This is a genomic window from Pseudomonadota bacterium (assembly GCA_022361155.1).
GTDB lineage: Bacteria > Myxococcota_A > Polyangia > Polyangiales > JAKSBK01 > JAKSBK01.
Map to the genome: position 1 here is coordinate 1 of JAKSBK010000361.1, position 12954 is coordinate 12954.

General features: G+C 65.4%; 6 protein-coding genes. 1 reads left to right on the forward strand and 5 read right to left on the reverse strand.

The window, feature by feature from the left end:
* A partial coding sequence (locus tag MJD61_13960; protein ID MCG8556375.1) for a hypothetical protein occupies positions 1–209 on the reverse strand: 209 nt, incomplete at its 3' end.
* A 39-nt stretch (positions 210–248) separates the two neighbouring features.
* On the opposite strand from MJD61_13960, the gene MJD61_13965 reads away from it, so the two are divergent.
* Positions 249–2024, forward strand: a complete 1776-nt coding sequence (locus tag MJD61_13965) for a protein kinase (GenBank protein MCG8556376.1) — start codon at positions 249–251, stop codon at positions 2022–2024.
* A 70-nt stretch (positions 2025–2094) separates the two neighbouring features.
* On the opposite strand, the gene MJD61_13970 is transcribed toward MJD61_13965, so the two are convergent.
* The 4 genes from MJD61_13970 to MJD61_13985 form a co-directional block, all read right to left on the reverse strand.
* Entirely contained in the window at positions 2095–3942 is a 1848-nt protein-coding gene (locus MJD61_13970; GenBank protein MCG8556377.1) for a glycosyltransferase family 39 protein, read from the reverse strand.
* Positions 3935–4918 carry a hypothetical protein gene (locus MJD61_13975; protein ID MCG8556378.1) on the reverse strand — a complete coding sequence of 328 codons (984 nt, stop codon included), beginning with the start codon at positions 4916–4918 and terminating at the stop codon, positions 3935–3937. The genes MJD61_13970 and MJD61_13975 overlap by 8 nt, the downstream gene beginning before the upstream one ends.
* A 49-nt stretch (positions 4919–4967) precedes the next feature.
* Complete coding sequence (locus tag MJD61_13980; GenBank protein MCG8556379.1) at positions 4968–9509, reverse strand: hypothetical protein; 4542 nt, start codon at positions 9507–9509, stop codon at positions 4968–4970.
* Positions 9510–9517: 8 nt separating this feature from the next.
* The coding region (locus MJD61_13985; GenBank protein MCG8556380.1) for a hypothetical protein at positions 9518–12954 on the reverse strand (3437 nt) is incomplete at its 5' end.

Consider the following 12954-nt stretch of genomic DNA (forward strand, 5'->3'; position numbering starts at 1 on the left):
TACGCATCGGCCGCGCGCTTCCGGTTGTTTCGTTCCGATGGGGGTGCAGCGCTGGGGGGGGACACGAGCGCCTCCACGCCCCGAGCTCGCAGGCGAGTTAGCGCGGCTTTGACTGCCTGCTCGGCCCAGGGGACATCTTCGGCTAAGCTCCTAGCGACTAGGACTCTCGGGCCGGCCCATGGGTTTTGCGCCTGCAGTGGGAGTGCCATGGCCTGCACCAGGAGAGCCAGAGCAAAGGTCGAGGTTAGGTGAAAGGGTCGCAGCAGTCGGCCGGTGTTCCGAGAGAGCGCATTGGGCGCTACGCGCTTCTGGAGTCTCTTGGCGCCGGTGGCATGGGCGAGGTGCACAGGGCACGTATCTTCGCTGCCGCGGGGGTTGTCAAAGACCTGTGCATCAAACGCATTCGCTCGGAGCGACTCACACGGCCCGGCGCCCTGGAACGCTTCATCCGCGAAGCACGCCTGAGCATGCGCCTCACCCACAGCAACATTGTCCCTGTGTTCGACTTTGGGCGCTCGGGCGACGAGTACTACCTGGTCATGGAGTGGGTGGACGGCACGGACATGGCGGCTGTCTTGCACGAGGCTCGCACGGGTACGCCGCTGCCGCCCGAGGTGGCGGCTTACGTGGCCGCCGAGGTCGCGCGAGCACTTGCGTACGCGCACGAGTCCGGCGACGACGAGGGCCGTCCCATTGTTCACCGAGATGTGAAGCCGGCCAATGTGTTGATCTCGAATTCCGGGGAAGTCAAAATCAGCGATTTTGGCATGGCCATGGTGGCCGGCGACGCACCCGACAGCGTGGGTGGCACGCCCGGCTACATGGCACCTGAACAAAGCCGTGGTGAGGCTCCGCATCCCTGCTCGGACCTGTATGCGCTCGGAGTCCTGCTGGCGGAGATGATCACCGGGCAGCGTCCGCAGCCCGGACAGAAGGACCCGCAGGGCGCACCCAGTAAGGACACCGTACCACAAGCGCTCCGGTCCCTGCTCGGCGCGCTGCTGAGCGTCGAGGTCGAGCAACGGCCTGCCAGCGCGCGCGAGGTGGCCAACGCGCTCGAGCAGTACGTCGCAGCCGCCCGGGCAAGCAGCGGCCACTCCCCGCGCGATGAGCTTGCCGAACGTGCCAAGCGCTGTCGCAGCAGAGCCGGGAAGCAAGAGAGCGGCGAGCTAACGCTCGAAACCGATTTCCTGCGCGACGGCGCCGACCCCGATTTCACCGATCGCATGACCACGCACGCGACGCTGCCCGACCAAAGGTCGCCGCGAGACTCGGGCCCGGCAGGACCAGCGCCCCAACCGGCCGAGCCCAAGCGTCAGGCCAGCCCCACCGGCCGAGCCGCCCCGGCCATCGCGCTGTTGGCTGGCTGCGTGCTGATTGCCTGGCTGGCCGCGAGCGGTGTCGACTGGTCCTTTCTTGGCACCCCTTCCGCGGGCAAGCAGGTCTCCGAGAAAAGCGGCTCTCGTGCAGGCACCGGTACCCATTCCGCGACCCCGGTGGTTTCCATCGCGCCAGCGCGCTCCCCGGATCCGCCCAGCCCGGTCCGCATGTCCACGCTGGGCGACCCGCGTGGCGCCAAGGCCGAGACGCCAGCGGGGCGGCCGCCAGGCGCCGGCCCGACGCGCGCCAAGGGTCCGGCATCCTCACGAGCCTCGGGGCTCGACTCGGCAGCCGGGAAGCGACCCGGCAGGTTGCGCCCGGTCAGAGCACGCCGGGGCCAGCTCAAGCAGGTAGCAGCAGCACGCCACGAAGCGGGGGCGAGCCCAGCAGCGCGGGGAGCGGCGGGCAGCCAAGCGGGGATGGGCACAACGCCCGTTCCAGGAAGGCTCAGCATCAACGCCATCCCGTGGGCAGAAGTCTACTTGGGACACCGCAAGCTGGGGGTCACTCCGCTTTTCGGGCTCGAGCTTTCCCCGGGTGACCATAACCTGCGCTTGGTCAACCGGCCGCTCGGGACCGAGCGCCAGAGTAGAGTCCGCATCGAGTCGGGTAGGACGCGCAACCTCGTGGTCGACCTGCGCTAGCCTGGGCTTGCCTGGGCTTGCCTGGGCTTGGCCGAGGCTAGCTTAAGCTGGTTGGCTAGGGATCAGCGGATCAGCGCACCAAGTACGGGTTCTCGTAGATCGAGATGATGGGAACTCCGTCGTAGGTCAGGACATGAACGGGCTGCACGCGCCCGTAGGCCGTCCAGATCTGGTGATCCACCTCCGCGAAATGGTGCTCGTGATGAACCAGGGCGTAGTGAGCCCGGGTGATGTGGGGTGTGGGACGCACGTTGGCCGGTACGATTCCATCGCGCTGAAGCATGCGCCACGCTTGGACAGTGGTATCGCAGAGAAAGACACGGCCACCGTTGGGCAGACGCTGCTTGAGCAGTCCGGCTATCGAGCCCGTGGTGAAGCCCCAAAACTGCCGATTCATGCCGAGGTCGGCGGCCGCGGGCGCACCGCCGAACGCGGCGCTGTAGTGAGAAAGTCCAAACGGATGCGAGTGGGCCGTCTCCACGAGCGCTGGGGCGAGCAGGATGCAGCCAAGCCCGGCCGGCGCTGCGCGTCGCAGCAGGCCGCGTGCACCGCTGCGCGGCGGGAGATCAAGCCTAGCGGGCGATCGGGGTTGTAGCGAAGCTTGGGCGAGCATCCGAGGCGTGCTCTCGGTGTCGAGCGGCAGCCTCGCAAGCACCGCGTCGCACAGGCGCGAGAAGGCGAGCCCGCCGAACAGCACGAGAAAGGGGTAGGCCGTGATCCAGTGCTTGGTGCCTCCAAAGATCGGAGTGAAGGGAAGCGAAATTACGAGCAGCGGTGCCAGCAAGGACCCGAACAACAGCACGCTGCTTTCGCGAGGGTCGCGTGCAAGCCACGCGCGATCGCTGGTCTTCCTCATGAAGCTCGGCCATAGCGCTCGGCGCTCGAGCACGATCCCCGTCACGCACAACGCCACCGTGGTCAGCGGCAAGGTAAGCAGGCTCATCACCCAGGGGAAGCTCATGGGAAACGGAGGGCGGAAGTGGTTCACGCCGAAATAGGCCATGTTGTAGTAGACGTGGTGCAGGTGAAACGCGGCGTAGTCCTGCACGCGCACCAGGGTGTCGTGCCAGATCCAAGGCCAGCTGGCCACGAAGATCAGCGGGCCCAGGATCGCCATGAAAAGCAGCCAGTACGGCACGATGCTCTGTTGAGCACCGCTCTGTTGAATGCCGCCGCCCTGTTGAATGCCGCCGCCCTGTCCGACGCCGCCGCTCTGTCGAATGCCGCCGCTCTGTTGAATGCCGCCGCCCAGGCGACGAGCGCGCAGCTCGGCAACGCACACCCACGAGAAATGAACGAGCAAGACGCCCGGCACGATCCACGCGTTGTGCTTGGTGGCGAGGGCCAATCCAAAAAGCAGGCCGCACAACACCGCCCACGCTCGCGAGGCCAAAGAGCGCCAGTAGGCGTACGTCACCGCCAGCACCAGCAGCGTGATGGGCACGTCGAACGCCATGAGGTGGGCGTGGTAGAAGGGCCTCGGCAGCAGCGCGTAGGCAAAAGCGGCGAACAAGCCGGTTCGGCGGTTCTCCAGCCGAGCTCCGAACGTGTACAGGAGCCACACGGTGAGCGCCGCACTCAGCATGCCCGGGAAGCGAAACGCCAACGAGTCACTTGGAAACAGGTGCCAGGTGCGTTGCGCAAGGTGGCTAAGCGCGAACAGCGCCTTGAAGAGCGGGGGGTGCTCGTGGTTGTAGCTCCAGAAGCGATCTATCACTTCTCTCGTGAGCGCGTGCTCGGGCTGCTTGAAGAGCAGGCCAAACCAGGAGGCGTAGCGCTCGGCCGCGACCACATAAAAGCCCTCGTCGCGCGCCATCGCCAGCTCATCCGCGCTGAGCGTCAGGACGGCCAGATAGCCGAGACACAGCACCAGTCCGGTCGCGTGCCCGCGAACGCCGAGCCCGGGCGATCTACTCACCGAGCCCCTCCGCTCCCCTGCGTTTACCCGCCGCAGCCGCGTTCGAGCGCGCCTGCCCGCGCATCGAGGCCGCCCAACAGAAACTACGATGGTAGGGTCTCGGCGCGGTCACCTCGATGGCGATCCGGGCGTGCGTTCGACCCACCTGCGCCTCGAGCGGCACTTCAAGGCGTTTCCACCCGTCGCCGTCCTGGTGGATCATGCGACCCACGTCGGCGTCGTCCACGAACAGCCTCACGTGCACGGGACCGCCCCTTCTCTTGCGTTCGTGGTGGTAGTACAGACCGCCGTAGAGCACGAGCGCGTCGCCCAAGAGGACGTCGTCGAAGCTGACACGCACGGGCCGCTTTCCGGCGGGGTGCTGCCAAACGCAATAGCGCGGTTTGAGGTTCAAGTCCTCCATGACGATGGGGGCGACCCAGAGCCAGGGGCGCTTTGGATCGCACGCAAAGTGCTCGGGTGGACGCAGCGAGTCCTTACCGAGGCCGCCGCCTCGTGCGGCTCGCGCGCGCACCCAGGGGCAGTCGTGCCGCCCCCCGCGCGACTCCATGCTTACCCGCGCCGCGCGCAGGTGCTCGGCGAAGTCGTAGAGCACCCGAGGCTCCGGCAGCGCCCAGCGTTCGACGGTTACCTTGCCCACACGCTGGCGAAGCTCGGGCGCTGCAGCGGGTGCTTCTTCGGCGCGCGCCCCGCGCACGGACAGCGACCAGAGCCTGCGGTAGCGCGACAGGTCGCTGCGACCCGCGTCAGGCAGGTCGATCTTGTCACCGATGGACCAACGGACCAGCGGATCGGTCCAGGCGGGTGCCGCTACGATTAGATCGCCCGGTCTATGGCGAGCGCGCACGAACTCCGCGGCAGCCAGCCAGTCGCTGTCCGCGACCACTTGACGCAGTGCCGCCGGCTGCGCCAGGAGCTCCGCCACGGCGAGCAGCAACAGCAAGCACCAAAAGGCGCCGTCTGCGCCGGAGCGCACTTGGCTCGACCTGTCCGGAGTTTCGGGACGGGCACCAATCAACGTTCTGCTAGAAGTACGAGCTGATGCCGTAGGCCCGCTGAACCTCGATCAAGTAGTCGAGAAACGACTCGTCGCGTTCGATATCGCGTTGCAGCTCGTCGAGGTGCGCGCGCTCCTCGGGGGAGGGCTGGGGCTGGGCGCTCAACGCTTGCAGCCGCTCCTGCCGGTCGTACAGCCGCCTCAACAGCTCGAAGCCAACCTGTTCCTCCGGCGTCTTGGCTTCCAATTCGGACTTCACCGAAACAGCGACATACGAAGTGTGGAGTCTGTCCGAACCGTAGATGATGTAGTCCGGCTCGCTGCAGCCCGCCTGGCCATAGAAGCAGGTGGGCGTGCCGTCACGTCGTTCGGCCGGCAGCTTGTGCCCATCGCCGCTGCCGAGCTTGAAGACCGACAGCTGCTGCTCGAACGTGGTATCGAAGTAGACCGGAAAGAAGGCCAGCGCGGTGATGGTCGCCCAGTCGCGCAGCACCTCGGCATCCGTGCCGTCGATCGCCGGCTCAGGATAGACCTGGTCCTGGCTGGCGCGGCAGGCGACCGGCTCTCCCGCATCGAAGCAAGCCCCGAAGACCTGGCCCCGGTAGGTGTCGAGGTAGGTCAGCTGAGCCCCCTCGGGGGTGAGTACGGCCCTCGGGGCATACTGCCGGGGATCGCGCAGGACAAAGCCCCCGAGCAGCTCGCTGGTTTCCTGCGGAAACAGGTCGTGGAAACTGATGAAGAACCGTTCGTCGTAACGGAAGTTCAGGCCCCAGTCTCGATTCGCAATGGCGAAGATCGCGACCATCTTGTCGAAGAACGTGCCTGCACGTTCGGTGCGGAAGAAGCCGTTGAGACCGTCCTGGTAGGTCGACCAAAGGTGAAAGCCCTGACCCGGCTCCAGGCTCAGATCGGCTCCGGCAAGCCCCGGTTTGGAGCTGATCTTCCGGTACAGGTTGGCCGTTGGGTCGAGCCGGTAGGATCCCACATCGGGCATGCTGGCCAGCTGCGCGAGCCAGTTGAGCGCATCTACGGATGCAAACAGCTGATCGTTCAGGCCCAAGGGTCCCGTGTCGCTCTGAAAGCCTTCCTCGTAAAAGAGCCTGAAAAACAAGTGCTGATAGATTTTCGTGGCATCGACGATCCAGCTGGTTGCCTGGCCGGAAACCGGACCGCCGCGACGGTAGTTGCGGAAGTAGGTGCGCGGATAGTTCTCTTCCCACAAGCGGCGGTAGTGATCGATCACCTCGCGAAACGACTCACCGGCGTCGTGGCGCGAGCACCACGACAGGTCGTTGGTGCGGTCATCGGCACAAAACAGGTAGCGGACGGGGTAGAAGGACGGTACGGGATCGGTGCGGACGTCGCGGTAGGCGAGACCGTCCACGTAGTCCTCGAAATCGTCGTAGAAGTTCGAGCACAGGCAGTCGCGGTCGCCTCGCCCGGGGTTGCAGGCACGCCTCTGTTCCGCGAAAAGGGGGTTTCGCAGCCGAGGATTGGCGACGCAGCGCTGGTAGACCGCCTGGTCATCGGCCAGATTCGAGCGCTTGACGCTGTGGGGACAGTGCAGGTTTTCCTCGCAGGCTTCGCCGCCCCGGTAGTAGGTCCACAAGGTGCGGCCGACCTGATCGCTCCTTAGCAAACCGTCAAGCGTGGAGCTCGGGTCGTCTTCGACCGGATAGCCGGTGTAGGCTTCCACCAGGTTGAAGTAGTTGAAGAGCACGGCCGCATGGTCGTAGCGTCCCAACCCCGAGAAGCCCGAAAGGTCGCCGGCGTAGTCCATCACCGAAGACGTCATCACGTTGCCGCCTCCCAGCATGGCCCGTTCGTTTCGCACCTGACGCAGGTCGGCCGCCCAGCGTTGCGCTTCCTGACCCGTGACTCTGCCGTTCTCGTCCCCGCCCTGTTCCCGCTGGTCGTAGCTTTCGTAGCGCGGCAGCGGCAGGCTTCGCGCGACGCGGAAGTAGCCGTCGTGGTACTGGTTGCGGTCCAGGCTGGCGGCGAAATTGTGGGTCAAACCCATGCTATGGCCCATCTCGTGATACTGCAGGGCCGTGAGCCAGGCCTGCTGCATGCGGATCGAAGCCTCGGCAGGCGGGTAGCCCTTGAACGCGTCGGCCCAATACTGCCAGTAACGCGCGTTGTAGAGCTCGCTCATGGGCGGATCGATGCCCCGCTTGCCCATGTAGGTCAGGCGTTGGCGTTCCTGGATGAGGCTCTGAACGAAGCCCTTGCGGGCCGGCGACAGCCGCTCGATGAGATCGGGATTCCCGATGCGGTACGACTGCCAGGGCTGCGACGCCAGCGCCGCCACGGCCTCTCGGCCGTCAGCGCCCATGGCCCGAAGCAGGCGCTGTTCGATCGCCGTGCCCTCGAGCGAGCGCAGACGATGACCAAAGCCGAGCGCGCGACCCTCGCTGCCTTGCAGCCGGCGAAGCTTTGGAGCCAGCTTCGTCAGGCGCTCCCTCAGCGCCTGCGCCACGTCGGGCTCGTGGTCAGGGTTGGCCTCGGTCGGCCGGGCAGGGTCACGAACCCCGTAGCCCTGGTCACCACCCGGCGCGAGCGCCACGGGATAGTGCACGCGGCCCAGCCGCGAGAAGTAGCCGCGCAGGTTCTCGCCGGCAAAGTACTCCTCTTCGCCGATCTCGCCCCGTAGCAACGGAAACAGCTGCGTCGCCAGCGTACCCACCCGTTCAACCGAAACGGCGGCGATGTTGGCGTTGGAAGTGATCAGCTCCCCGTTGGTGGGATCGATCAACGGCAGCGACACCCCCCCAAAACCGGTCCCACCGTGCTCGATGTAGTTGAAGAACTGGTAGCGCAGATCGCCCAGCTCCTCGCAGGGGAGCGCAGGATCGCGATCGCAGCTGTTCGACTTGAGCACCAGCAGGCACTCGGATCCCTCGAATTCGTAACCGTACACTTCCGGCGTCTTGTAGTCGTCGTACGCCTTGGGATGCGCCACGTCGGGCGGTCCCTGCACGTAGCAGTCGTAGGGGTTTTCGACACCGATCGCCTCCGCTTCCGCGGGCGTCTGAAACGGATCGTAGCGGTAGGGGCACGAGCCGCCGGCATCTTCGGCGGATCCACAAAAACAGTACGCCGTTGGAGCTTCCCTCTGGCAGGCCGTTTCGACTTCGGAGCCGTCCATGGGCGGCTTGCCGCTCACGGCACGCTGGCCCTTCATCAGGGCGCCGTTCCAGCCGCCGATGACCTCGAAGGCCGATCGCACGAGGTGCGGCGGATAGCCGGAATTGAGATGGTATGCAACGCGGCGCGTGGGTCGCGAACGCAGCGGCACGCTGCAGCGCCGCGCGGCTCGATCGCACACCGAGCCGTGACGCGAGGCACGGAGGTAGGTGCACTCCTCGCCGCTGCAGGAAAGATCGAAGCGCGCATTGCACTCCCAGTCCGATGCACACTCCGTGTCCTCGAGCGAGTCGCTATAGAAATTGTGACGCGGCCGATAGAACGCGAGAAAGTCGGTCTCACCGTAAGTGTTGGTCAGCCCGCCTACGCAGATGTGCTGCGCAAGGTCGCAGTGCGCCCCGCCGCAGTCCGCGTCGCTTTCGCAGTGGGCACGCTGCACCGCACGATTCTGTCCACCCTGTGCGTAGGTAGGCTGCAAGGAGCGGAAGTAGCCGAAATGGTCGAACTCGCTGTTGTTCGCGGTCTCGGCGCCGTACTCGTGCTCGGGCGGCACGCGCAGAAAAGAGTTGCGTACCGTGACCGCGGCCGCGGAGCAGAAACGACCCAGATCCGCTTGGGTCTGTGCGCTCGCCTGCAAACAAGCACTGCCCGGAGACCAGATCTCCTGGGTGACGAAGGACATGTAGTGAACGGTTTCGGCTTCGTTGCTCGGCCATTCGTCGTGGAAGCGGTAGTCCGGGTCATCCCCGATGCGCACGAATTGGGGCTCGTAGGATTTGGGGAAGTCCTGATGCGCGTTTTCCTGAAAGAAGAACGGGACGGATTCGCGGGTGAATTGCAGAAACAGCGCGCCTTCCGCAGCGTTCGGCGCGAAAGGGGTAACCAGGTTCCGTGACCAGTCGACGCGCATGAATTGGCGTTCGAACCAGCGGCGGTCGCTGGTGTTTTCGCTGAGGACGTTGAAGCCCTCCCCTGTCAGCGGGTTGTAGTCCTGGCGCACGTCCACGTGAGCCTCGATCGTGAAAGCAGCAAGCGGTTGACCTTTGAAACGCGGCGCGCCGGCGTCCGGGTTGCCGCCCTGCACCAGCTCGTGAGCGCGGTGCGCGAACAGCGTGTTCTGATCGATTACCCAGCGTATGCGCGCCATGGTCCAGCTGTCTTCGATCCCAAAATCGGTCGACATGCTGCCCGAGAACGGTGCGAACACACCGGCCGAGCCGAAGATCGCCGCCTCATCGTAGTCGGTGTCCACGACCGTGGTCGCATACCACCAGGTCCCATCGAAGACGGCCTTGTCGACCAGGTTGGTCTGGACCCGCACGATGTGCGGCCCGGCCTGCGAGCAGGCGCTGGTCAGCATGCAGCAAAGCAGAGCCAAGACAGCGCGCGGGGAGGCGGGATTTCGGGACCTGAGACGTCGCATGGGGTTCCTCATTGCACGTAGCCCGCGATGCCGTAACGGCGCTCGTACTGAATCAGCAGGTTGAAGAACGACTCGAGCGACTGCAGCCGGCGGTCGATGCGCCGGATTTCGTTCGCGATGTCGAGCTCCGTGGCGGGCAGCTCGTAGCCCAGCTCGCCGATGCGCTGCTGCTGGTCGGTCGAAGGCTGCGCGCCGCGCTGCAGTTCGGCCAGCACGTCGAGCAGGAACGAAAGATCGTCGGCTTCCTGTACGAGCTCGAAACCGATGGAACGGCCCGGATCGACGTCGCCGCCGCGGGGCTCGACCCGCCATGCGAGGAAGGTCCTGCCGAATCGGTGGCTGGTGTAGCGCCTGTAGTCGCGCCCCTGCTGCGCATTCGGGTCGGGCAAATGGCAGTCACCCTGACCTTCGACGCACACGAAGAGCTGGTTTTGGAAGCTGGTATCGAAGAACACTGGAAACTGCGCGAGACCGAGGCTGGTCGCCAGCGACCGGAGCAAGATGCTTCCGCCCCCGTTGAGCACCGTGCCGGAGACCCCGGCCGTGGGGTCGGGCCGGCAGGTTGCGGCGTCGCTGCAGTCGCCGCGATAAAAGTCGAGGAAACCGATGCGGGGCTTGCTGCAAGTCGGGAAAGAGTCCGTGTTGGGGCACTCGACCCGAGGCATGTATTCGTGGGGATCATCGCGGATCAATCCAGCGAAGATCTGTTGCATCTCCTTGGGAAACAGGTCGTAGAAGTTGACGTAGAACGGTACATCGACGCTGTAGCCGGAGTTGAGTCCCCGCAGGGTGAGCATCTGCATGGCAATGAACTTGTCGATGAAGGCTCCAATGACCTCCAGTCGGTGAATGCCGCTCAGACCGCGCTGGTACGCGGACCAGAAGTACTTGCCGGGCCCCACGGGAAGACCGAGATCGCGTCCCGCCAGGTCCGGGTCTACGTTCCGGTACTCGTAGCGCTGTTCGCGGGTGTCAAAGACGTACGAGCCCACCCGAGGTTGCGCCAGCACGCGCCCGAAGAAGTTCATGGCATCGATCGACGCCAGGAACTGATCGTAGAAACCGAATCTGCCCTGACTGCGCCCGTAGCCGTCCGGATCCAGCGTGAACCTGTAGACCATGTCTTGATAGATGTTGAACATCAGCGCAAAACGCTGCAGCACCGCGGAGAACGAATCGCTGAAGTTGCGACGATAGCGCCGGAAGTTGGTGAACAGGTACATGCGCTCGTAGCTCTCCGCGGCGTTGCGCACGATCTCCTGGTAGCTGTCGCCCTCGTCGAATCGGCCGCACCATGGGATCGGCGCACCGCCTACGCCGCCGCCGCCCCCCGCACGGTCGTCGCTGCAAAACAGGTGGCGCACCGGAAGCGGGGCACCGCCACCCTCGTTGGCGATCGCCTCGAGCTGGTCGTCGAAATTCGAGCAAATGCGCTGGCTGGCCACCCTTGGGCTCGCGACGCACCGCTGCACGATCCCGCTCGCGAGGTTTTGGCGCGCTAGCTCGCCGGCGCGCCCGCCGTCGCGGGCATAGGGGCAATCGGCGTCGTTGCTGCAGGACTCGCCGCCCACGAAGTAGGTCAGACCCTGGCGCGCGCCCTGCACATCTTGTGTGGACAGCACGTCCACCAGGTTCCCATAACCGAAGCGAACGGCCGCGGCGTCGTAGCGTCCCAGCGGCTGCAAACGTTCGTACCAGCTGGCCGTGTAGTCCATCACCGACGAGCTCATCCAACCGTCGATACCAGCCCGCTCGCGTTCGCTGCGTACCCTCCGGTAGTCCTGCTCGAAACGGGAGCGCTCGCTCGGGCTCAGACCCCTTGTGCCGTCGATGTCGTAGTTCGTGGAGTCGGGCAGGGGATAGCCCTTGTCGATCGTGAAGAACTCCGGGTAGTAGTGATGGCGATCCGCGCTTGCAGCGAAGTTGTGCCGAAGCCCCAGGCAGTGTCCAAGCTCGTGCAGCTGCGTGTGCGAGTAGAGCAGGCGATTGACGGCGAACTCGATGCGCGCGCGCGGCCAGTCCTTGTGACGCCGGATGAAACCGGATACCGAGTCATCCACGTACTCGTTGGGCAGCATGATGCTGCGTTCGCCCAGGCGGCGATCGCGCGCACGCTGCTGCTCGATACGCTGGCTCAGGGGCAACCGAAAGGGCGAAACGCGATCCAAGATGGCGTCGCTGACCTGGCTCGCGTTGCCGCCGTCGGGCACGCGCTTTACGGCCGCCATGATGTAGCTCTCGACGTGGCCCAGCAGCTGCTCTTCGAGCTCGGTTCCCTTGAGGGCGCTCAGCCGGTCCGTGTAGATGTTGGCCCTGCCTTCCGCACCTTTCAGTCGCTCGAGTCGTGGCAGCAGGCGCTTCATCTTGCGATCGATGGCGCCCAGGTCCTGACTGCTGGCGCGATTGCGGGTCAGCGCCAGGCTGAAATCCACGCGGGGTGGCGCCGGGGGCTGCGAATCGTTGATGTGGTCGAAAAAGCCGCGCACGTCTTCGCCCGAGAGAAACTCGCGGTCGCTCACGTTGCCGCTGACCAGATCGAAGGTGTGCATCGCGTTGGTGCGCGAGGCATCGAGCGCCGGGCCTGCGATGTTCGCGTCGCCAGCCACGATCTCGCCGCTCTCGGGGTCTCCACGCAGGGTGGCGATGCCCAGGAAGGGCGTTCCGGGCTGGTCCACGTAGCTCAAGAACTTGAAGCGCAGATCGCCGCGCTGCTCGCACTCGAGGCCCTCGCTGCTGCCGCCGTTTTCGGCCATCGAGCGCTTGTTGCAGGTGTTGATGCGCAGCAGGCTGACGCACTCCTCGCCCACCATCCCGGCCCCGAACCAGCCCTCGAAATCGCTGTCGCCGAGCGCGGGGTTGTCGAGGTCCGGCTCGGCGGCGTCCGGGACCTCGACGTAGCAGTCGTACGGTTCGACGGCGGCGGCGCCGTAGGCATCCTGGTAGCCTTCCGGTGCCACGAAGGGGTCGTAGCGGCCCGGGCAGGTGGGGTTCAGCGTCTGGCCTTCTGCGTCCGCGAGGCAGTAGCAGTAGCCGTCCGGGTCGCTGTCCTGGCAGCGCACCTCGGGGAATTCGGCCCCGGGTTCGCCCTTGAGCCTGCGCACGGTGTCCATCAGCGCCTCGTTCCACCGCGCCACCAGCTCGAACGACGGCTTGACCAGGTGGGCCGGCAGCTCGGGCGTCGTGTACCAAACGATCGGCCGTACCTGACGCTGCTCGTAGGGAATCGGCTCGCCCGCGTCGTTGCGCCAGCGCTGCCAGATATTGTGCCGCAGCACGTTGTAGTTGAGAAAGTCGGTAAACCCGTGGTGCGGGTCAGCAGCAGCTGTCGAGCGATCGAAGGTCAGCCGCTCCAGACGGAAATACCCGTAGCGCTCATGACGCGTGTCCACCCAGTTCTCGGGCTCGTATTGTCGCTGCTCGCCGAGCTTGCGGAAGCTGTTTCGCA